At 52.2% G+C, this 20,226-nt stretch carries 22 protein-coding genes; 17 read left to right on the top strand and 5 right to left on the bottom strand.

Features of this window, described 5'->3' with window-relative positions; genetic code table 11:
- The first annotated feature begins 56 nt into the window (after positions 1-56).
- From RGV86_RS06790 to RGV86_RS06770, 5 genes are read left to right on the top strand one after another with little or no spacing between them, the layout of a single operon-like run.
- The gene (locus tag RGV86_RS06790; protein ID WP_001124876.1) at positions 57-1,040 is read left to right on the top strand and encodes a substrate-binding domain-containing protein; all 984 of its coding nucleotides are present in this window, start codon (positions 57-59) and stop codon (positions 1,038-1,040) included.
- Between the two features lie 22 nt (positions 1,041-1,062).
- Entirely contained in the window at positions 1,063-2,574 is a 1,512-nt protein-coding gene (locus RGV86_RS06785; RefSeq protein WP_000493438.1) for a sugar ABC transporter ATP-binding protein, read from the top strand.
- 24 nt (positions 2,575-2,598) lie between these two features.
- Positions 2,599-3,597 carry an ABC transporter permease gene (locus tag RGV86_RS06780; RefSeq protein ID WP_001276660.1) on the top strand — a complete coding sequence of 333 codons (999 nt, stop codon included), beginning with the start codon at positions 2,599-2,601 and terminating at the stop codon, positions 3,595-3,597.
- A 32-nt stretch (positions 3,598-3,629) separates the two neighbouring features.
- Entirely contained in the window at positions 3,630-4,724 is a 1,095-nt protein-coding gene (locus RGV86_RS06775) for a zinc-dependent alcohol dehydrogenase family protein (protein WP_179143915.1), read from the top strand.
- Between the two features lie 11 nt (positions 4,725-4,735).
- Positions 4,736-5,608 carry an aldose 1-epimerase gene (locus RGV86_RS06770; RefSeq protein ID WP_085461020.1) on the top strand — a complete coding sequence of 291 codons (873 nt, stop codon included), beginning with the start codon at positions 4,736-4,738 and terminating at the stop codon, positions 5,606-5,608.
- Positions 5,609-5,655: 47 nt separating this feature from the next.
- On the opposite strand, the gene RGV86_RS06765 is transcribed toward RGV86_RS06770, so the two are convergent.
- A complete protein-coding gene (locus RGV86_RS06765; RefSeq protein ID WP_085461019.1) occupies positions 5,656-6,078 on the bottom strand; it encodes a DoxX family protein in 423 nt (140 codons plus the stop codon).
- 256 nt (positions 6,079-6,334) lie between these two features.
- On the opposite strand from RGV86_RS06765, the gene RGV86_RS06760 reads away from it, so the two are divergent.
- Positions 6,335-7,474 (top strand): 3-phenylpropionate MFS transporter, encoded by a 1,140-nt coding sequence (locus tag RGV86_RS06760; RefSeq protein WP_000244206.1) that lies wholly within the window; start codon positions 6,335-6,337, stop codon positions 7,472-7,474.
- On the opposite strand, the gene csiE is transcribed toward RGV86_RS06760, so the two are convergent.
- From csiE to suhB, 3 genes are all read right to left on the bottom strand, one after another.
- Positions 7,475-8,749, bottom strand: coding sequence for a stationary phase inducible protein CsiE (csiE, locus tag RGV86_RS06755; RefSeq protein ID WP_000983033.1), 1,275 nt, complete (start codon positions 8,747-8,749; stop codon positions 7,475-7,477).
- A gap of 190 nt (positions 8,750-8,939) precedes the next feature.
- Complete coding sequence (locus RGV86_RS06750) at positions 8,940-9,794, bottom strand: alpha/beta hydrolase (RefSeq protein WP_085461018.1); 855 nt, start codon at positions 9,792-9,794, stop codon at positions 8,940-8,942.
- 144 nt (positions 9,795-9,938) lie between these two features.
- Positions 9,939-10,742, bottom strand: a complete 804-nt coding sequence (suhB, locus tag RGV86_RS06745; RefSeq protein ID WP_000553455.1) for an inositol-1-monophosphatase — start codon at positions 10,740-10,742, stop codon at positions 9,939-9,941.
- A 118-nt stretch (positions 10,743-10,860) separates the two neighbouring features.
- On the opposite strand from suhB, the gene trmJ reads away from it, so the two are divergent.
- From trmJ to sseB, 11 genes are all read left to right on the top strand, one after another.
- Positions 10,861-11,601: a tRNA (cytosine(32)/uridine(32)-2'-O)-methyltransferase TrmJ gene (trmJ, locus tag RGV86_RS06740; protein WP_000940019.1), complete on the top strand. Its 741-nt coding sequence runs from the start codon at positions 10,861-10,863 to the stop codon at positions 11,599-11,601.
- 270 nt (positions 11,602-11,871) lie between these two features.
- Positions 11,872-12,360 carry a Fe-S cluster assembly transcriptional regulator IscR gene (gene iscR, locus RGV86_RS06735; protein ID WP_001241355.1) on the top strand — a complete coding sequence of 163 codons (489 nt, stop codon included), beginning with the start codon at positions 11,872-11,874 and terminating at the stop codon, positions 12,358-12,360.
- 240 nt (positions 12,361-12,600) lie between these two features.
- A complete protein-coding gene (gene iscS / locus RGV86_RS06730; RefSeq protein ID WP_001295373.1) occupies positions 12,601-13,815 on the top strand; it encodes a cysteine desulfurase in 1,215 nt (404 codons plus the stop codon).
- Between the two features lie 27 nt (positions 13,816-13,842).
- The gene (gene iscU, locus RGV86_RS06725; protein WP_000331707.1) at positions 13,843-14,229 is read left to right on the top strand and encodes a Fe-S cluster assembly scaffold IscU; all 387 of its coding nucleotides are present in this window, start codon (positions 13,843-13,845) and stop codon (positions 14,227-14,229) included.
- 16 nt (positions 14,230-14,245) lie between these two features.
- On the top strand, positions 14,246-14,569 hold the full coding sequence (iscA, locus tag RGV86_RS06720; protein ID WP_000028953.1) for an iron-sulfur cluster assembly protein IscA: 324 nt from the start codon (positions 14,246-14,248) through the stop codon (positions 14,567-14,569).
- Positions 14,570-14,664: 95 nt separating this feature from the next.
- Complete coding sequence (hscB, locus tag RGV86_RS06715) at positions 14,665-15,180, top strand: co-chaperone HscB (protein ID WP_085461017.1); 516 nt, start codon at positions 14,665-14,667, stop codon at positions 15,178-15,180.
- 16 nt (positions 15,181-15,196) lie between these two features.
- Positions 15,197-17,047: a Fe-S protein assembly chaperone HscA gene (gene hscA / locus RGV86_RS06710; RefSeq protein ID WP_001196584.1), complete on the top strand. Its 1,851-nt coding sequence runs from the start codon at positions 15,197-15,199 to the stop codon at positions 17,045-17,047.
- 1 nt (position 17,048) lies between these two features.
- The gene (gene fdx, locus RGV86_RS06705) at positions 17,049-17,384 is read left to right on the top strand and encodes an ISC system 2Fe-2S type ferredoxin (protein WP_001124469.1); all 336 of its coding nucleotides are present in this window, start codon (positions 17,049-17,051) and stop codon (positions 17,382-17,384) included.
- A gap of 11 nt (positions 17,385-17,395) precedes the next feature.
- Positions 17,396-17,596, top strand: coding sequence for a Fe-S cluster assembly protein IscX (iscX, locus tag RGV86_RS06700; protein ID WP_085461016.1), 201 nt, complete (start codon positions 17,396-17,398; stop codon positions 17,594-17,596).
- Positions 17,597-17,653: 57 nt separating this feature from the next.
- Positions 17,654-18,937, top strand: coding sequence for an aminopeptidase PepB (pepB, locus tag RGV86_RS06695; protein ID WP_032225961.1), 1,284 nt, complete (start codon positions 17,654-17,656; stop codon positions 18,935-18,937).
- A 140-nt stretch (positions 18,938-19,077) separates the two neighbouring features.
- The gene (sseB, locus tag RGV86_RS06690) at positions 19,078-19,854 is read left to right on the top strand and encodes an enhanced serine sensitivity protein SseB (RefSeq protein ID WP_032225987.1); all 777 of its coding nucleotides are present in this window, start codon (positions 19,078-19,080) and stop codon (positions 19,852-19,854) included.
- A 31-nt stretch (positions 19,855-19,885) separates the two neighbouring features.
- Here the strand turns inward: sseB and timP are convergent, their stop codons facing one another.
- The gene (timP, locus tag RGV86_RS06685) at positions 19,886-20,011 is read right to left on the bottom strand and encodes a small toxic inner membrane protein TimP (protein WP_249940739.1); all 126 of its coding nucleotides are present in this window, start codon (positions 20,009-20,011) and stop codon (positions 19,886-19,888) included.
- Positions 20,012-20,226: the final 215 nt, after the last annotated feature.

Below are 20,226 nucleotides of genomic sequence, written 5' to 3'. Positions count from 1 at the left end.
TCATCACTAAATAATTAAAATAAGCTGTTGTAAATAAAAACCCTACAGGAGGCTCTATGCCTAAAAAAATGAGAACAACCCGTAATATAATTTTAATGGCTACGCTATTAGGTAGCGCCCTATTTGCCAGGGCTGCGGAAAAAGAAATGACCATTGGCGCAATATATCTTGATACTCAGGGATATTATGCCGGTGTGCGTCAGGGTGTTCAGGATGCAGCAAAAGATTCTTCAGTACAGGTTCAGTTAATAGAAACTAACGCCCAGGGCGATATTTCGAAAGAAAGTACATTTGTTGATACGCTTGTGGCGCGTAATGTCGATGCCATTATTTTGTCTGCTGTTTCTGAAAATGGCAGCAGTCGCACCGTTCGTCGCGCCAGTGAGGCGGGTATTCCGGTGATTTGCTACAACACCTGTATTAATCAAAAAGGTGTCGATAAATATGTCTCGGCGTATCTGGTCGGTGATCCGCTGGAATTTGGTAAAAAACTGGGTAACGCTGCCGCCGATTATTTTATTGCCAATAAAATTGACCAGCCAAAAATTGCCGTCATCAATTGCGAAGCCTTTGAAGTTTGTGTGCAACGTCGTAAAGGATTTGAAGAAGTATTAAAAGCCCGGGTTCCCGGCGCACAAATTGTCGCTAATCAGGAAGGGACTGTTTTAGATAAAGCGATTTCCGTTGGTGAAAAACTGATTATCTCCACGCCGGATCTCAACGCCATTATGGGGGAATCGGGCGGTGCGACACTCGGTGCGGTAAAAGCGGTACGTAATCAAAATCAGACCGGAAAAATTGCTGTTTTCGGTTCGGATATGACCACTGAAATTGCTCAGGAACTGGAAAACAACCAGGTGCTGAAAGCGGTGGTGGATATTTCCGGTAAGAAAATGGGCAATGCTGTTTTCGCGCAAACATTGAAAGTTATCAATAAACAAGCCGACGGTGAAAAAGTGATTCAGGTGCCTATCGACCTCTATACCAAAACGGAAGACGGTAAACAGTGGCTGGCAACGCACGTTGATGGTCTGCCCTAATAGCTGATTCGCAGAGGTTCCTATGTTCACGGCAACAGAGGCAGTTCCGGTAGCAAAAATGGTGGCAGGAAATAAGCGTTATCCCGGCGTCGTTGCGTTGGATAACGTTAACTTCACGCTCAATAAAGGCGAAGTTCGCGCGTTGTTAGGTAAAAACGGCGCGGGCAAATCGACCCTCATTCGAATGCTTACCGGCAGCGAACGTCCGGACAGCGGTGATATCTGGATTGGCGAGACGCGACTGGCAGGTGACGAAGCTACGCTGACTCGCCGTGCCGCTGAACTGGGGGTACGTGCGGTTTATCAGGAATTAAGTCTGGTGGAAGGGCTGACGGTGGCGGAAAACCTCTGTCTCGGTCAGTGGCCCCGCCGCAACGGCATGATTGATTATCCGCAAATGGCGCAGGATGCCCAACGTTGCTTACAGGCGCTGGGTGTTGATGTTAGCCCTGAACAACTTGTTTCAACGCTAAGCCCGGCGCAAAAGCAACTGGTGGAAATTGCGCGGGTGATGAAGGGCGAGCCGCGCGTGGTCATTCTTGATGAACCTACCAGTTCACTTGCCAGTGCGGAAGTTGAACTGGTGATCAGCGCCGTGAAAAAGATGTCGGCACTGGGCGTGGCGGTGATTTATGTCAGCCACCGGATGGAAGAAATTCGCCGCATCGCTTCCTGTGCCACAGTCATGCGCGATGGTCAGGTGGCGGGCGATGTAATGCTCGAAAATACCTCCACGCGTCATATTGTGTCGCTGATGCTCGGGCGCGATCACGTTGATATTGCGCCGGTTGTCGCTCAGGACATTGCAGAGCAGGCCGTGCTGGAAGTCCGCGCGTTACGCCACAGACCCAAACTTACGGAGATCAGTTTTTCCCTGCGTCGTGGCGAAGTGCTTGGCATTGCTGGCCTGCTGGGGGCTGGGCGCAGTGAGTTGCTGAAAGCGATTGTTGGGCTGGAAGCGTATGAGCAGGGCGAAATTGTTATCAACGGCGAGAAAATCACGCGCCCCGATTACGGTGACATGCTGAAACGCGGCATTGGCTATACCCCAGAAAATCGCAAAGAAGCGGGGATCATTCCCTGGCTGGGCGTTGATGAAAATACGGTGCTGACCAATCGGCAAAAAATCAGCGCGAACGGCGTGCTGCAATGGTCCACCATCCGTCGCCTGACCGAAGAGGTGATGCAGCGGATGACGGTCAAGGCTGCCAGTAGCGAAACGCCTATTGGCACGCTTTCTGGCGGCAATCAGCAAAAAGTGGTGATTGGTCGTTGGGTCTATGCCGCCAGCCAGATTTTATTGCTCGACGAGCCAACGCGCGGCGTCGATATCGAAGCCAAACAGCAGATCTACCGGATTGTCCGCGAGCTGGCCGCCGAAGGGAAAAGCGTGGTGTTTATCTCCAGTGAAGTGGAGGAATTGCCGCTGGTGTGCGACCGCATCTTGTTATTACAGCACGGTACGTTCTCGCAGGAGTTTCACTCGCCGGTCAATGTGGATGAGCTGATGTCCGCCATTCTGTCTGTGCACTGATGAATTTTACCGAGGAACCTGAAGATGTCTGCTTCGTCATTACCATTGCCGCAGGGCAAGAGCGTCTCGCTCAAACAATTTGTCAGTCGCCATATTAATGAGATCGGTTTGCTGGTGGTGATTGCCATTCTTTATCTGGTCTTCTCCCTGAACGCGCCTGGCTTTATCTCATTGAATAACCAAATGAACGTGCTGCGTGATGCCGCCACCATCGGGATCGCCGCCTGGGCGATGACGCTGATTATTATCTCCGGTGAAATTGATGTCAGCGTTGGGCCAATGGTGGCCTTTGTCTCGGTGTGCCTGGCATTTTTGCTGCAATTTGACGTTCCGCTGGCGGTGGCGTGTCTGCTGGTGTTGCTGTTAGGCGCGCTGATGGGAACGCTGGCCGGGGTGCTACGCGGCGTGTTTAACGTGCCAAGTTTCGTTGCCACGCTGGGGCTGTGGAGCGCCCTGCGCGGAATGGGCTTGTTTATGACGAACGCCCTGCCCGTGCCAATTGACGAAAACGAGGTGCTGGACTGGCTGGGCGGGCAATTTCTCGGCGTGCCGGTATCCGCGCTGATCATGATGGTGTTGTTTGCGCTGTTTGTGTTCATCAGCCGTAAAACCGCTTTCGGACGCTCGGTGTTTGCTGTTGGCGGTAATGCCACAGCGGCACAGTTGTGCGGCATTAACGTTCGTCGGGTGCGCATTCTTATCTTTACTCTTTCGGGAGTATTGGCGGCAGTCACCGGGATTTTGTTGGCAGCCCGCCTCGGTTCCGGTAACGCAGGCGCCGCAAACGGTCTGGAGTTTGATGTCATTGCTGCGGTCGTGGTCGGCGGTACGGCACTTTCCGGCGGTCGTGGCTCGCTGTTCGGTACGCTGCTTGGCGTACTGGTGATTACGCTAATCGGTAACGGTCTGGTGCTGCTCGGGATTAACTCCTTTTTCCAGCAGGTGGTGCGCGGCGTCATCATCGTGGTGGCGGTGCTGGCGAATATCTTGCTGACCCAGCGAAGCACTAAAGCGAAACGCTAAACCTTAACGCCCCTGGCGCGGGTGCGGCAGGGATGAAAATTAATCGTATTGTTAATGAGGGATTTATGAAAACGATGCTGGCAGCTTATTTACCAGGAAATTCCACCGTCGATCTGCGGGAAGTTGCGGTGCCAACGCCGGGGATTAACCAGGTACTGCTCAAAATGAAATCCTCCGGAATTTGCGGGAGCGATGTCCACTATATCTATCATCAACACCGCGCCACGGCGGCGGCGCCCGATAAACCGTTATACCAGGGATTTATCAACGGTCATGAACCGTGCGGGCAGATTGTAGCGATGGGGCAGGGTTGCCGCCATTTTAAAGAGGGCGACCGTGTGCTGGTGTATCACATTTCTGGCTGTGGTTTTTGCCCGAACTGCCGTCGCGGTTTTCCTATTTCTTGTACTGGCGAAGGAAAAGCCGCTTACGGCTGGCAGCGTGATGGTGGTCATGCCGAATATCTGTTGGCGGAAGAAAAAGACCTGATTCTCCTGCCGGACGCGTTGAGCTACGAAGATGGTGCGTTTATCAGTTGCGGCGTTGGCACGGCGTATGAAGGGATCTTGCGCGGCGAAGTCTCTGGCAGCGATAACGTGCTGGTGGTCGGTCTGGGGCCTGTCGGCATGATGGCGATGATGCTGGCGAAAGGTCGTGGTGCGAAACGGATCATCGGCGTTGATATGCTGCTGGAACGTCTGGCGATGGCGAAACAGTTAGGCGTGATGGATCATGGTTATTTAGCAACCACCGAAGGTCTGCCGCAGATTATTGCTGAACTCACCCACGGCGGCGCAGATGTTGCGCTCGATTGTTCCGGTAATGCCGCAGGTCGTTTGCTGGCATTGCAATCCACTGCCGACTGGGGACGCGTGGTCTACATCGGAGAAACCGGAAAAGTGGAGTTCGAGGTTAGCGCCGACCTGATGCATCATCAACGGCGGATTATTGGCTCCTGGGTAACCAGTTTATTCCATATGGAAAAATGCGCCCACGATTTGACCGACTGGAAACTATGGCCGCGTAACGCCATTACCCACCGCTTCTCGCTGGAACAGGCTGGTGATGCCTATGCGCTGATGGCAAGCGGCAAATGCGGCAAAGTCGTGATTAACTTCCCGGATTAAGGAGTTAGCGAATGGCCATCTATACCTTATCTCACGGGGCGCTAAAGCTGGACGTTTCTGACCAGGGTGGTGTCATTGAAGGTTTCTGGCGCGATACGACGCCACTGCTACGTCCCGGTAAAAAAAACGGTGTGGCAACTGATGCCTCCTGTTTTCCGCTGGTGCCGTTTGCAAACCGGGTGAGCGGCAACCGTTTTGTCTGGCAGGGGCGTGAGTATCAACTGCAACCGAATGTTGAGTGGGATGCGCACTATCTGCACGGCGATGGTTGGCTGGGTCAGTGGCAATGCGCATCGCGCAGCGATGATAGCTTGTGCCTGGTGTATGAACATCGCAGTGGTGTTTATCACTATCGGGCAAGTCAGGCGTTTCATTTGACGGCAGATGCATTGACGGTCACGCTCTCTGTCACCAATCAAGGGGCAGAATCTTTGCCGTTTGGTACGGGCTGGCATCCTTATTTTCCGTTGTCGCCGCAAACGCGGATTCAGGCACAGGCGAGCGGTTATTGGCTGGAGCGGGAACAGTGGCTGGCGGGCGAGTTTTGTGCGCAGTTACCGCAGGAACTGGATTTCAACCAGCTCGCGCCGCTGCCGCGCCAGTGGGTGAACAATGGTTTTGCCGGCTGGAATGGTCAGGCACGCATTGAGCAGCCGCAGGAGGGTTACGCCATCATCATGGAAACGACGCCACCCGCGCCATGCTATTTCATCTTTGTTTCCGACCCGGCGTTTGATAAAGGTTATGCGTTTAATTTCTTCTGTCTGGAACCAATGAGTCATGCGCCAGATGACCATCATCGCCAGGAAGGTGGTGACCTCATTGCGCTTGCACCGGGGGAATCGACAACCTCAGCGATGTCGTTGCGGGTGGCGTTGCTGTAATTTATAAAATGCCGGATAAGGCGTTCACGCCGCATCCGGCATCTTTCCTAACGGCGATCGAGAGAAATTGCCCCCGGCCCGGTAATTGCCAGCAGCAGGAATGCGCCAGCGATACTGATATTCTTCCAGAAATTAATCATATTTGGTCCGACCGCATCTCCGGTCATATCCCAGTAATGGTGACCAATCACCGCCGTGCCCAGCGTGTAGAAAATAAACAGTACCGCCAGCGGACGGGTGAAAAAGCCAAGCACGATTAATATCGCGGCAGGCACTTCCATAATTACCGCAATAAGGGCCGCAAGCGTTGGCATCGGCGCACCCAGCGAGGCCATATATTGTACCGTACCGTCAAAGCCCATCATTTTGGGAAAACCAAAAATAATGAAAATTAAGATGACGGCAATACGAGCAATTAATAACAACACGGGGCGGGCGGCGCCAAAATCAAAATAACGTAGTGTGTTCATAACCAATCCCTTTGCAAGATAATGTGATTTAAACGTAATACACACACTCGCACCTCGCCACGCCTCAGCAGATGAGAAATTTGGTAATTATCCAGGTCAGCATCCAGCGCATTTTCTGTAGGTGATATTTTGTTAGCGGTATTAACGATAATTTTTTCCAGAATGGTGTACTGGAAGTGGCCCTGATTTTCTTATTTTTCAACTTGCAACAACATTCGATTAACCTCAGACTTACGCCTCCTGACGGGAGGGACTCATGGTTTTGCAATCCACGCGCTGGCTGGCGCTCGGTTATTTCACATACTTTTTTAGCTACGGTATTTTTCTACCTTTCTGGAGCGTCTGGCTTAAGGGGATTGGCTTAACGCCAGAAACTATCGGCCTGTTGTTGGGGGCAGGGCTGGTTGCCCGTTTTCTCGGTAGTTTGCTCATCGCGCCCCGCGTCAGCGATCCTTCTCGCCTGATTTCTGCACTTCGTGTACTGGCGTTGTTGACACTGCTGTTCGCCGTCGCCTTCTGGGCTGGCGCACATGTGGCGTGGCTGATGCTTGTGATGGTCGGTTTTAACCTCTTTTTCTCACCGCTGGTGCCGTTAACTGACGCGCTGGCGAATACCTGGCAAAAGCAGTTTCCGCTTGATTACGGCAAAGTGCGACTTTGGGGCTCAGTGGCGTTTGTCATTGGTTCGGCGCTGACGGGCAAACTGGTCAGCGTGTTTGATTATCGGGTGATTCTCGCGATGTTGACGCTGGGCGTGGCATCCATGCTACTTGGTTTTCTGATTCGCCCGACCATTCAACCGGAAGGGGAGAGCCGCCAGCAGGAGAGCACGGGGGGGCCGGCCTGGCTGGCGCTGGTTCGCCAGAACTGGCGCTTTCTGGCCTGCGTTTGTCTATTGCAGGGGGCGCACGCAGCATATTACGGTTTTAGCGCCATATACTGGCAGGCGGCGGGTTACTCGGCTTCGGCGGTGGGCTATTTATGGTCGCTTGGTGTGGTGGCGGAAGTCATTATCTTTGCGCTGAGTAACAAACTTTTCCGTCGCTGTAGCGCCCGCGATATGTTGTTGATTTCGGCGATTTGCGGGGTAGTACGTTGGGGCATTATGGGGGCAAGCACTGAGCTACCGTGGCTGATAGTGGTGCAAATTCTGCATTGCGGCACCTTTACCGTGTGCCACCTGGCCGCCATGCGCTACATTGCCGCTCGTCAGGGAAGCGAGGTTATCCGTTTACAGGCGGTTTATTCTGCCGTCGCGATGGGCGGCAGTATCGCTATCATGACCGTTTTCGCCGGTTTCCTGTATCAATATCTCGGACATGGCGTGTTTTGGGTGATGGCGCTGGTGGCGCTTCCGGCAATTTTTTTGCGCCCGAAAGTAGTTCCCTCATGCTGATTATTCCAGCATTTTACGGATCTGCTCCTGTTGGTGTGCGGTCAGGATCTGATTCGTATGAATCAGCGGCGGCGAAAAGAGCGGCAAAGGGATGGTATAAGGGGTAATAATCAGCACCGTATTTTTCGGGGCGCCATTTCGTAAAAATGTCTTCACCGATATATGCTTAATATTGAGTGGCAATAGTGTAAGTTCGCGCAATTGCTGCTCAATATTCGCTTCTCTTTCACTGTCATTGCCCGTCAACAAAATAATCTTTTTTTCGTTAATTTCATTTGCTTGCATCAGCCATGCGCCGAAAATCACCGCTACCAGGCCACTTTCCTCATCGGAAAAACGGACATTGTATTCATTTTCAAACCCGGTTAGCGCCGCGCGAGTTGTACGAACCAGGCGTGGGTAAAGTCGGCTGAACTCTTCTGGCAAGGTGTTATCAATACCGATGGCAAACAAACTACGACGTAATGCCTGAGCGAGATGAGTATAAAGCTGATCGCATAACCCCTGTTCATCATAGAAACGAACATTTCCCTGCTCACGAAAACGTTGTACCAAACGAACAATGGCCAGACGTAATTGCCGATCGCGCTGATGAGCATCCTGCAGCGGGTTGGGAACTTGCAACATGGAAAAGAGCAACGCCATAAACAACGGTTCATCTGGTGGAACAGGCTGGCGTGCCCGGCGTTGCCAGTGGCGACCAATTTCCTGTGCTACCTGAAACTCAAGACAGGACTCAGCCCATCGACGTTGCAGCGGGTTAAAATGTGGCGAGATCCCGGCGTGATGTTGTAGCAGGCAATATTGCAGATACAGGCACAGAAAATGAACATCACGTGCTTCAAAGCATTTTTGCAACCGTCGTGCACAGAGATTAACTAAAGCTTGTAGGTTGGTATCGTCGTAAAAGTTACGAGCAATCCCACGGCGCTTCAGTTCTTCCTTTAAGGCCGGAGTGAAACGGTTAGTGATGAATGATGGACATAAACGGAAACCGCGTCGTAGCCAGTGAAATAAACATAAACGTTGGTTAAGTACTGTACCTTCGACCCGGTAGCTACCGTCATAGCCAGTGGTGAGCGTGAGCTGGTGATAGCGGAGGATTTCCCGTCCTGTTTCGCTGATATCGCGAACCGCAATATTATCATCCACACCATTAAGCTCGCTGAGAGTGGCCGTGGTGGCGGTCAACCACGGCTGAAATAGTGTCAGCAAGATCTGGCAGCGGCGCTGGGGAGCAGAAAGGACAGATGGTGGAGCAAGTGTAGGCATCATCTGTAGATCTCCCATAAGCATAATTGATAAGAATAGCTAAAGTTTGCTTAGGGAAATGGTGAATGGAATGCTAATTATCAGAAATGCTGGCAGACATCACAGAATTTTTATCGATTTAAACCGATATGATCAGTTTAATACCATGTGTTAATGTGATTTATTGCTGTTTTATCTTGTTTTATTCTTGAGGTTAATTTTCCGGATTCAATGTACTGAGGATAAAATCCACCATCTGCTCGCGGTAAACATCACCATGACGTTCCGAAAAGGCATCAATGTGTTCGCCGTCAGGGATTAGAATCAGGCGTTTTGGCTCTTTCGCCAGGCCATACAATTTTTCACTGTGCTGCCACGGGATAACATGATCGGCTTTACCGTGAATCAGTAAAAGCGGGATCGGGCTGACGCTGGCGATGTAATTTTCGCCGCTATAACTCTCATCAAGTAAATAGCCACTGCCAGGGATCATTTGGTTGGCGATGGTCGAATAAGAGGCAAACGTGGAGTCGAGGATCACCGCACGTATGCCCTCACGTTCTCCCTGACCAATAACATCAAGAATATTTGCCCCGCCAATACTCTGCCCGAACAGCACCAGCCGTTGTGGGTTTACATCACTGCGATGGCGCACCACGCTGATGGCGCTTAGCGTATCGTCCAGTAATCCAGCCTGGGACGGCGTGCCTTTTGATTTACCAAACCCGCGATAGTCAAACATAAAAACATTGAAATTGCGCTCGGGTAACCAACTGACTAGCGGCCAGTGGGCGGACATGTTTCCGGCATTGCCGTGAGCATGAATGATGGTTGCGATGGCGTTGTCAGCGGAACCCGTCGAAGAGGGGATAAACCAGCCTTGCAGACGAGTACCGTCCTTAGCCGTAAATTCGACGGATTCTGCAGACCAGGGTTCAGGGCCGTAAATTTTGTCGTCAGGATAATAGAAGAAGTTGATGGCTACGCGTGGTACTAAATAAATACAGAAGGCAACAACAAAGAGGATAAACAGAATTTTGAGAACGCGTTTGTTCACGGGCAGTGCCATAACCTTTCCTTGCAACTTCTTTATAATCCATTAATCGGCGAAAGATGGTGGGAGAGTGGCGAAAGAAAGTAAAGTGGTGAGGAAGTATTTCGGAATAGCGCCTGAAAGGCGAGGGCGGGTGAGTGATACCACCCGCCAGAGTCATTAACGCTTCAGAGCGTCGCTTAACTCGTCACGCATATTTGACAGCATGGCTTTTACTACGCGCGGGTTACCTGCAACGATGTTACCGGTCAGCATGTAGTTATGACCACCGGTGAAATCGCTAACGATCCCGCCTGCTTCACGAACCAGCAGTTCGCCTGCGGCGAAGTCCCACGGGCGCAGACCAATTTCGAAGAAACCGTCAACGCGACCAGCGGCTACGTAAGCCAGATCCAGCGCCGCAGAACCGGTACGACGGAAGTCAGCGCATTCGCTAAACAGTTTGCCAACGATATTGATGTAGGTGGTTGCGTACTGTTTCGCTTTGAAAGGGAAGCCGGTTGCCAGAATAGTACCGTCGAGATCGCGAGCGGTGCTGCCGCGCAGACGATAGCCGTTTAACTGTGCGCCCTGACCGCGAGTCGCGGTGAACAGTTCGTTACGCATAGGATCATAAACCACAGCAACTTCGGTGCGGCCTTTGATACGAACAGCGATAGATACCGCGAAGTGCGGCAGACGTTTGATAAAGTTGGTGGTGCCATCCAGTGGATCGATAACCCATTGAACATCCTGATCAGTACCCTCAAGTTCACCGCTTTCTTCGGTGATGATGGTGTGCTGTGGGTAAGATTTACGAATCGTGTCGATAATCACCGCTTCGGCAGCTTTATCTACGTTGGTCACGAAATCGTTACTGCCTTTCTGGCTCGCTTCTACAGCGTCCGGGGTTTCATAGTTTTTGGCAATTAAATTACCCGCCTTGCGCGCTGCGCGCACGGCGATGTTCAGCATCGGATGCATCGGTCTCTCTCACTGGATGTTAAAGAACGGGAAAACGGCGCAGAGTATAGCAGCGAGATCGGCATCTGTCTTCGTTTTATGATAAGATGCGCAAATAATCTTTAGACGAAGAAAGACAATGCTGCAAAATATTCGAATTGTGCTGGTGGAGACGTCACACACCGGCAATATGGGTTCCGTTGCCCGTGCCATGAAAACAATGGGATTAACCAATCTGTGGTTGGTTAATCCACTGGTGAAACCTGACTCTCAGGCCATCGCGCTGGCAGCGGGTGCCAGTGATGTGATTGGTAATGCTCACATCGTCGATACGCTCGACGAAGCGTTAGCCGGTTGTAGCCTGGTGGTTGGCACCAGCGCACGTTCCCGCACGCTGCCGTGGCCGATGCTCGACCCGCGCGAATGTGGTCTGAAAAGCGTCGCTGAAGCGGCAAATACGCCGGTGGCGCTGGTTTTTGGTCGCGAGCGTGTCGGTTTGACCAATGAAGAGTTGCAGAAATGCCATTATCATGTCGCCATTGCCGCGAACCCGGAATACAGTTCGCTGAACCTGGCGATGGCGGTTCAGGTTATCGCCTATGAAGTGCGTATGGCCTGGCTGGCGACTCAGGAAAACGGTGAGCAAGTTGAGCATGAAGAGACGCCGTATCCGCTGGTCGATGATCTGGAGCGTTTTTATGGTCATCTGGAACAAACGCTGTTGGCAACTGGTTTTATCCGTGAAAACCATCCGGGACAGGTGATGAATAAGCTGCGCCGTCTGTTTACCCGTGCGCGCCCGGAGAGTCAGGAGTTGAATATCCTGCGCGGGATTCTGGCTTCTATTGAGCAGCAGAATAAAGGTAACAAGGCCGAATAACAGCCGTCGCCTGATGCGACGTTTAACGCGTCTTATCAGTCCTGGAAGTGTACAGAACCGTAGGTCGGATAAGGCGTTCACGCCGCATCCGACAATGGGTACAAATACCGCGATAGTAAAATGGCACTGAAGGTTAAATACCTGACTAAATCAGTCAAGTAAATAGTTGACCAAATTACTCGGGAATGTCAGACTTGACCCTGCTATGCAATACCCCCACTTTTACAATAAAAAACCCCGGGCAGGGGCGAGTTTGAGGTGAAGTAAGACATGAGACTGACATCTAAAGGGCGCTATGCCGTGACCGCAATGCTGGACGTTGCGCTCAACTCCGAAGCAGGCCCGGTACCGTTGGCTGATATTTCCGAACGTCAGGGAATTTCCCTTTCTTATCTGGAACAACTGTTTTCCCGTCTGCGTAAAAATGGTCTGGTTTCCAGCGTACGTGGACCAGGCGGTGGTTATCTGTTAGGCAAAGATGCCAGCAGCATCGCCGTTGGCGAAGTGATTAGCGCCGTTGACGAATCTGTAGATGCTACCCGTTGTCAGGGTAAAGGCGGCTGCCAGGGCGGCGATAAATGCCTGACCCACGCGCTGTGGCGTGATTTGAGCGACCGTCTCACCGGTTTTCTCAACAACATTACTTTAGGCGAACTGGTTAATAACCAGGAAGTGCTGGATGTGTCTGGTCGTCAGCATACTCACGACGCGCCACGCAGCCGCACACAAGACGCGATCGACGTTAAGTTACGCGCTTAATTTAACCGTCCTGTTTCGTGTTGCATCTGCGTTGACTGCACATACTCACTCCGGTCACTTACTTATGTAAGCTCCCGGAGATTCGTAAGTTTGTCAACTTGCTGAAACCCGAAACAGTTAGGTTAAAGATAACAAGATATTAGAATCAGGCCGGGGCGTATCGCGCTCCGTAAACACGGTCGTACATCCAGCCGGTAGCCTGATTCCTTGCATTGAGTGATGTACGGAGTTTATAGAGCAATGAAATTACCGATTTATCTCGACTACTCCGCAACCACGCCGGTGGACCCGCGTGTTGCCGAGAAAATGATGCAGTTTATGACGATGGACGGAACCTTTGGTAACCCGGCCTCCCGTTCTCACCGTTTCGGCTGGCAGGCTGAAGAAGCCGTAGATATCGCCCGTAATCAGATTGCCGATCTGGTCGGCGCTGACCCGCGTGAAATCGTCTTTACCTCTGGTGCAACCGAATCTGACAACCTGGCGATCAAAGGTGCAGCCAACTTTTATCAGAAAAAAGGCAAGCACATCATCACCAGTAAAACTGAACATAAAGCGGTACTGGATACTTGTCGTCAGCTGGAGCGCGAAGGTTTCGAAGTCACCTACCTGGCACCGCAGCGTAACGGTATTATCGACCTGAAAGAACTCGAAGCGGCGATGCGTGACGACACTATTCTCGTTTCCATCATGCACGTAAATAACGAAATCGGCGTGGTGCAGGATATCGCGGCTATCGGCGAAATGTGCCGTGCTCGTGGCATTATCTATCACGTTGATGCAACCCAGAGCGTGGGCAAACTGCCTATCGACCTGAGCCAGTTGAAAGTTGACCTGATGTCATTCTCCGGTCACAAAATCTATGGCCCGAAAGGTATCGGTGCGCTGTATGTGCGTCGTAAACCGCGCGTACGCATCGAAGCGCAAATGCACGGCGGTGGTCACGAGCGTGGTATGCGTTCCGGTACACTGCCTGTTCATCAGATCGTCGGTATGGGCGAAGCCTATCGCATCGCAAAAGAAGAGATGGCGACCGAGATGGAACGTCTGCGCGGTCTGCGTAACCGTCTGTGGAACGGCATCAAAGATATCGAAGAAGTTTACCTGAACGGTGACCTGGAACACGGCGCGCCGAACATTCTCAATGTCAGCTTTAACTACGTTGAAGGTGAGTCGCTGATTATGGCGCTGAAAGACCTCGCGGTTTCTTCAGGTTCCGCCTGTACGTCGGCAAGCCTCGAACCGTCCTACGTGCTGCGCGCGCTGGGGCTGAACGACGAGCTGGCACATAGCTCTATCCGTTTCTCTTTAGGTCGTTTTACTACTGAAGAAGAGATCGACTACACCATCGAGTTAGTTCGTAAATCCATCGGTCGTCTGCGTGACCTTTCTCCGCTGTGGGAAATGTACAAACAGGGCGTGGATCTGAACAGCATCGAATGGGCTCATCATTAATCGGTATCGGAATCAGGAGAATTTATAATGGCTTACAGCGAAAAAGTTATCGACCATTACGAGAATCCGCGTAACGTGGGTTCCTTTGACAACAACGACGAGAACGTGGGCAGCGGCATGGTGGGTGCACCGGCCTGTGGCGACGTGATGAAGTTGCAGATTAAAGTCAACGATGAAGGTATCATTGAGGACGCGCGTTTTAAAACTTATGGCTGCGGTTCCGCTATCGCTTCCAGCTCCCTGGTGACCGAATGGGTGAAAGGGAAGTCTCTCGACGAAGCACAGGCGATCAAAAACACCGATATTGCAGAAGAACTTGAACTGCCACCGGTGAAAATTCACTGTTCTATTCTGGCAGAAGACGCGATCAAAGCCGCCATTGCGGACTATAAAAGCAAACGTGAAGCAAAATAAGAGTTGAGGTTTGGTTATGTCGATTACACTGAGCGACAGTGCAGCAGCGCGAGTAAATACCTTTCTGGCTAACCGTGGTAAAGGGTTTGGCCTGCGTCTGGGCGTGAGAACCTCCGGGTGTTCAGGTATGGCTTATGTACTGGAATTTGTTGACGAACCGACGCCGGAAGACATCGTGTTTGAAGACAAAGGCGTGAAAGTTGTGGTCGATGGCAAAAGCCTGCAATTTCTGGACGGTACGCAACTGGACTTCGTAAAAGAAGGCCTGAACGAAGGGTTTAAATTCACCAACCCGAACGTAAAAGATGAATGTGGTTGCGGCGAAAGCTTCCACGTCTGATGCGCATACCGATAACCCCACCGTGGTCGCCTGCGCGTGGGGTTTGTTTTACCTGATTCGCCGCCATCGCGGCGGATCGCAGCCCTGAGAATGTTATGGATTACTTCACCCTCTTTGGCTTGCCTGCCCGTTATCAACTCGATACCCAGGCACTGAGCCTGCGTTTTCAGGATCTACAACGTCAGTATCATCCTGATAAATTCGCCAGCGGAAGCCAGGCGGAACAACTCGCCGCCGTACAGCAATCCGCAACCATTAACCAGGCATGGCAAACGCTGCGTCATCCATTGGTGCGGGCAGAATACCTGCTTTCATTGCACGGTTTTGATCTCGCCAGCGAGCAGCATACTGTGCGCGACACCGCGTTCCTGATGGAACAGTTGGAACTGCGTGAAGAACTGGACGAGATCGAACAGGCGAAAGACGAAGCGCGGCTGGAAAGCTTTATCAAACGCGTTAAAAAGATGTTTGATACGCGCCATCAGTTGATGGTTGAACAGTTAGACAACGAGACGTGGGACGCGGCGGCGGATACCGTGCGTAAGCTGCGTTTTCTCGATAAACTGCGAAGCAGTGCCGAACAACTCGAAGAAAAACTGCTCGATTTTTAATTTCTGGAAGCTAAACATGGCCTTATTACAAATTAGTGAACCTGGTTTGAGTGCTGCGCCGCATCAGCGTCGTCTGGCGGCTGGTATCGACCTGGGCACAACCAACTCGCTGGTGGCGACAGTACGCAGCGGTCAGGCCGAAACGTTAGCCGACCATGAAGGCCGTCACCTGCTGCCGTCTGTTGTTCACTATCAACAGCAAGGGCATTCGGTGGGTTATGACGCGCGTACTAACGCAGCGTGTGACACCGCCAACACCATTAGTTCTGTTAAACGCCTGATGGGGCGCTCGCTGGCTGATATCCAGCAACGCTATCCACATCTGCCTTATCAATTCCAGGCCAGCGAAAACGGCCTGCCGATGATTGAAACGGCGGCGGGGCTGCTGAACCCGGTGCGCGTTTCTGCGGACATCCTCAAAGCACTGGCGGCGCGGGCAACTGAAGCCCTGGCAGGCGAGCTGGATGGTGTAGTTATCACCGTTCCGGCGTACTTTGACGATGCCCAGCGTCAGGGCACCAAAGACGCGGCGCGTCTGGCAGGGTTGCATGTTCTGCGCTTACTTAACGAACCGACCGCTGCGGCTATCGCCTACGGGCTGGATTCCGGTCAGGAAGGCGTGATCGCCGTTTATGACCTTGGCGGCGGGACGTTTGATATTTCCATTCTGCGCTTAAGTCGCGGCGTGTTTGAAGTGCTGGCGACCGGCGGTGATTCCGCGCTCGGCGGCGATGATTTCGACCATCTGCTGGCGGATTACATTCGCGAGCAAGCGGGCATTCCTGATCGTAGCGATAACCGCGTTCAGCGTGAACTGCTGGATGCCGCCATTGCAGCCAAAATCGCGCTGAGCGATGCGGACTCTGTGACCGTTAACGTCGCGGGCTGGCAGGGCGAAATCAGCCGTGAACAATTCAACGAACTTATCGCACCGCTGGTAAAACGTACCTTGTTGGCCTGTCGTCGGGCACTGAAAGATGCAGGTGTTGAAGCTGATGAAGTGCTGGAAGTGGTGATGGTTGGCGGTTCTACTCGCGTGCCGCTGGTGCGTGAACGGGTAGGCGAATTTTTCGGTCGTCCGCCGCTGACTTCCATCGATCCGGATAAAGTCGTCGCCATTGGTGCGGCGATTCAGGCGGATATTCTGGTGGGTAACAAGCCGGATAGCGAAATGCTGCTGCTCGACGTAATTCCACTGTCGCTGGGGCTTGAAACCATGGGCGGCCTGGTGGAGAAAGTGATCCCGCGTAATACCACTATTCCGGTGGCTCGCGCACAGGATTTCACCACCTTTAAAGATGGCCAGACCGCGATGTCTATCCATGTGATGCAGGGTGAGCGTGAACTGGTGCAGGACTGCCGTTCACTGGCGCGTTTTGCGCTGCGTGGTATCCCGGCGTTACCGGCTGGCGGCGCGCATATTCGCGTGACTTTCCAGGTCGATGCCGACGGTCTTTTAAGCGTGACGGCGATGGAGAAATCGACCGGCGTTGAGGCGTCTATTCAGGTCAAACCGTCTTATGGTCTGACCGACAGTGAAATCGCCTCGATGATCAAAGACTCAATGAGCTATGCCGAGCAGGACGTAAAGGCCCGTATGCTGGCAGAACAAAAAGTCGAAGCGGCGCGCGTGCTGGAAAGCCTGAACGGCGCGCTGGCTGCTGATGCCGCGCTGTTAAGCGCCGCAGAGCGTCAGGTCATTGACGATGCTGCCGCTCACCTGAGTGAAGTGGCGCAGGGCGATGACGTTGACGCCATCGAACAAGCGATTAAAAACGTAGACAAACAAACCCAGGATTTCGCCGCTCGCCGCATGGACCAGTCGGTTCGTCGTGCGCTGAAAGGCCATTCCGTGGACGAGGTTTAATATGCCAAAGATTGTTATTTTGCCTCATCAGGATCTCTGCCCTGATGGCGCTGTTCTGGAAGCGAATAGCGGTGAAACTATTCTTGATGCTGCGTTGCGTAACGGTATCGAGATTGAACACGCCTGTGAAAAATCCTGCGCTTGCACCACCTGCCACTGCATCGTTCGTGAAGGTTTTGACTCGCTGCCGGAAAGTTCTGAGCAGGAAGACGACATGCTGGACAAAGCCTGGGGACTGGAGCCGGAAAGCCGTTTAAGCTGCCAGGCGCGTGTCACTGACGAAGATTTAGTGGTCGAAATTCCGCGTTACACTATCAACCATGCGCGTGAGCATTAACAGAGGTTAGTATGGGACTTAAGTGGATCGATAGCCGCGAAATTGGCGAAGCACTGTACGATGCGTATCCCGATCTCGACCCGAAAACGGTTCGATTCACCGATATGCATCAGTGGATTTGCGAGCTGGAAGATTTCGACGACGACCCGCAGGCATCTAACGAGAAAATCCTCGAAGCGATTTTGTTAGTCTGGCTGGACGAAGCTGAGTGAATAAACGGGCTGCCTGGGGTAGCCCGTTTTGCTGTTAAACAAATAAGGATAACTAAAATGACAGAAGCGATGAAAATTACCCTCTCTACCCAACCTGCCGACGCGCGCTGGGGAGAAAAAGCGACTTACAGCATTAATAATGATGGCATTACCCTGCATTTGAACGGGGCTGACGATCCGGGCCTTATCCAACGTGCAGCGCGCAAAATTGACGGTCTGGGCATCAAACATGTTCAGCTAAGCGGTGAAGGCTGGGATGCGGATCGTTGTTGGGCATTCTGGCAAGGTTACAAAGCTCCGAAAGGCACGCGTAAAGTAGAGTGGCCGGATCTGGACGATGCCCAACGCCAGGAACTGGATAACCGCCTGATGATCATCGATTGGGTGCGTGACACCATCAACGCACCGGCGGAAGAACTGGGGCCATCACAACTGGCACAGCGTGCTGTTGATCTGATCAGCAACGTCGCAGGCGATCGTGTGACTTATCGGATCACCAAAGGCGAAGATCTACGCGAACAAGGCTATATGGGGCTGCACACCGTCGGACGCGGTTCAGAACGTTCGCCGGTATTGCTGGCGCTGGATTACAACCCGACTGGCGATAAAGAAGCGCCGGTGTACGCGTGCCTGGTAGGCAAGGGCATCACCTTTGATTCCGGTGGCTACAGCATCAAACAAACCGCGTTTATGGACTCAATGAAGTCAGACATGGGCGGTGCGGCAACGGTTTCTGGGGCACTGGCATTTGCCATTACGCGTGGTCTGAACAAGCGTGTGAAACTGTTCCTCTGTTGTGCGGATAACCTGATCAGCGGCAACGCGTTCAAGCTGGGCGATATCATTACCTATCGCAACGGTAAAAAAGTCGAAGTAATGAACACCGATGCGGAAGGGCGCCTGGTGCTGGCAGATGGCCTGATTGACGCCAGTGCGCAGAAACCGGAACTGATTATTGATGCCGCGACCCTGACCGGAGCGGCGAAAACCGCGCTGGGTAATGATTATCACGCGCTGTTCAGTTTCGACGATGCGCTTGCCGCTCGCTTGCTGGCGAGTGCCTCACAAGAGAACGAACCGTTCTGGCGTCTGCCGTTGGCAGAATTCCACCGCAGCCAGTTGCCGTCAAACTTTGCTGAACTGAACAATACCGGCAGCGCGGCGTATCCGGCAGGTGCAAGCACGGCGGCGGGCTTCCTGTCGCACTTTGTTGAGAACTATCAGCAAGGTTGGTTGCATATCGACTGTTCGGCGACTTACCGTAAAGCGCCGGTTGAACAGTGGTCTGCGGGCGCAACAGGGCTGGGTGTACGCACGATTGCTAATCTGTTAACGGCGTAATCGTTTATGCCGGATGCGGCGTAAACGCCTTATCCGGCCTACAAAATACCGAAAATTCAATAAATTGTGATGCCTTGTAGGCCTGATAAGCGTAGCGCATCAGGCATTTTTGCCCCGAACGTTGAATGATTGTGGTTCTTATGTCCGAAATTAAAAACGAACTTGAAGACCTGCTGGAAAAAGCAGCAACCGAACCGGCACACCGCCCGGCTTTTTTCCGTACTCTACTGGAATCCACCGTCTGGGTGCCAGGTACAGCGGCGCAGGGCGAGGCTGTGGTGGAAGATAGCGCGCTTGATTTACAACATTGGGAAAAAGAAGACGGCACCAGCGTCATTCCTTTTTTCACCTCGTTAGAAGCACTTCAACAGGCGGTTGACGGCGAACAGGCATTTGTCGTAATGCCCGTTCGCACGCTGTTTGAGATGACCCTTGGTGAAACGCTCTTTCTCAATGCCAAACTGCCTACCGGTAAAGAATTTATGCCGCGTGAAATCAGTTTGTTGATCGGTGAAGAAGGGAATCCGCTGAGCAGTCAGGAAGTACTGGAAGGTGGTGAATCGCTGATATTATCGGAAGTCGCAGAGCCGCCAGCACAAATGATTGATTCACTCACTACCTTATTTAAAACCATTAAGCCGGTGAAGCGCGCTTTCATTTGTTCAATTAAAGAGAGCGAAGAGGCACAGCCTAATTTGCTTATTGGCATTGAAGCCGATGGTGATATCGAAGAAATTATTCAGGCGGCGGGAAGTGTAGCGACCGATACATTACCTGGCGATGAACCTATTGATATTTGCCAGGTGAAAAAAGGGGAAAAAGGAATTAGCCACTTTATTACCGAACATATTGCGCCATTCTATGAACGTCGCTGGGGTGGATTTCTGCGTGATTTTAAACAGAATCGGATAATCTAAAATATGCCGCCCAAAAGGGCGGCATTCGGGCTTACTTGCTGCTCTGAAGGATGTTAGCCACCAGTAAATTATTACCAGAGAGACTCCGGTTATTATTTACTTCGGAAAACAGCGCACCAGAAACAATAAGTACGATACAAAAGCACCGTATCTTCATTGTGCGGTCCATGCGAAGACCGCATCACGACAGCACCACTGGCGATATTGCCGCGATAGCAAGCACTGAGACGCGCTTGCCTTAACGGTCGCGGAACATCCTTTCCTTAAGCCAGCGCCCGCTTGCGAGACGGCGGAAAGGGCCGCAGTGGATAATACACTAACAGAACAATAATAACTCTCTTTTGCTTGACAAAAAGAGAGTTACTGGCGAGT

Source organism: Escherichia ruysiae, assembly GCF_031323975.1.
GTDB classification, from domain to species: Bacteria; Pseudomonadota; Gammaproteobacteria; order Enterobacterales; family Enterobacteriaceae; genus Escherichia; species Escherichia ruysiae.
This window is presented reverse-complemented; position numbering and strand designations above follow the sequence as displayed.

What these genes read in the sequence shown, in the direction of transcription:
- iscR (WP_001241355.1), top strand. Translation starts at nt 11,872, where the DNA reads ATGAGACTGACATCTAAAGGGCGCTATGCCGTGACCGCAATGCTGGAC.
- timP (WP_249940739.1), bottom strand. Translation starts at nt 20,011, where the DNA reads ATGAAGATACGGTGCTTTTGTATCGTACTTATTGTTTCTGGTGCGCTG.
- RGV86_RS06785 (WP_000493438.1), top strand. Translation starts at nt 1,063, where the DNA reads ATGTTCACGGCAACAGAGGCAGTTCCGGTAGCAAAAATGGTGGCAGGA.
- RGV86_RS06765 (WP_085461019.1), bottom strand. Translation starts at nt 6,078, where the DNA reads ATGAACACACTACGTTATTTTGATTTTGGCGCCGCCCGCCCCGTGTTG.
- csiE (WP_000983033.1), bottom strand. Translation starts at nt 8,749, where the DNA reads ATGATGCCTACACTTGCTCCACCATCTGTCCTTTCTGCTCCCCAGCGC.
- suhB (WP_000553455.1), bottom strand. Translation starts at nt 10,742, where the DNA reads ATGCATCCGATGCTGAACATCGCCGTGCGCGCAGCGCGCAAGGCGGGT.
- sseB (WP_032225987.1), top strand. Translation starts at nt 19,078, where the DNA reads ATGTCCGAAATTAAAAACGAACTTGAAGACCTGCTGGAAAAAGCAGCA.
- iscU (WP_000331707.1), top strand. Translation starts at nt 13,843, where the DNA reads ATGGCTTACAGCGAAAAAGTTATCGACCATTACGAGAATCCGCGTAAC.
- iscX (WP_085461016.1), top strand. Translation starts at nt 17,396, where the DNA reads ATGGGACTTAAGTGGATCGATAGCCGCGAAATTGGCGAAGCACTGTAC.
- iscS (WP_001295373.1), top strand. Translation starts at nt 12,601, where the DNA reads ATGAAATTACCGATTTATCTCGACTACTCCGCAACCACGCCGGTGGAC.
- RGV86_RS06770 (WP_085461020.1), top strand. Translation starts at nt 4,736, where the DNA reads ATGGCCATCTATACCTTATCTCACGGGGCGCTAAAGCTGGACGTTTCT.
- fdx (WP_001124469.1), top strand. Translation starts at nt 17,049, where the DNA reads ATGCCAAAGATTGTTATTTTGCCTCATCAGGATCTCTGCCCTGATGGC.
- RGV86_RS06775 (WP_179143915.1), top strand. Translation starts at nt 3,630, where the DNA reads ATGAAAATTAATCGTATTGTTAATGAGGGATTTATGAAAACGATGCTG.
- RGV86_RS06750 (WP_085461018.1), bottom strand. Translation starts at nt 9,794, where the DNA reads ATGGCACTGCCCGTGAACAAACGCGTTCTCAAAATTCTGTTTATCCTC.
- RGV86_RS06760 (WP_000244206.1), top strand. Translation starts at nt 6,335, where the DNA reads ATGGTTTTGCAATCCACGCGCTGGCTGGCGCTCGGTTATTTCACATAC.
- iscA (WP_000028953.1), top strand. Translation starts at nt 14,246, where the DNA reads ATGTCGATTACACTGAGCGACAGTGCAGCAGCGCGAGTAAATACCTTT.
- hscA (WP_001196584.1), top strand. Translation starts at nt 15,197, where the DNA reads ATGGCCTTATTACAAATTAGTGAACCTGGTTTGAGTGCTGCGCCGCAT.
- RGV86_RS06790 (WP_001124876.1), top strand. Translation starts at nt 57, where the DNA reads ATGCCTAAAAAAATGAGAACAACCCGTAATATAATTTTAATGGCTACG.
- hscB (WP_085461017.1), top strand. Translation starts at nt 14,665, where the DNA reads ATGGATTACTTCACCCTCTTTGGCTTGCCTGCCCGTTATCAACTCGAT.
- trmJ (WP_000940019.1), top strand. Translation starts at nt 10,861, where the DNA reads ATGCTGCAAAATATTCGAATTGTGCTGGTGGAGACGTCACACACCGGC.
- pepB (WP_032225961.1), top strand. Translation starts at nt 17,654, where the DNA reads ATGACAGAAGCGATGAAAATTACCCTCTCTACCCAACCTGCCGACGCG.
- RGV86_RS06780 (WP_001276660.1), top strand. Translation starts at nt 2,599, where the DNA reads ATGTCTGCTTCGTCATTACCATTGCCGCAGGGCAAGAGCGTCTCGCTC.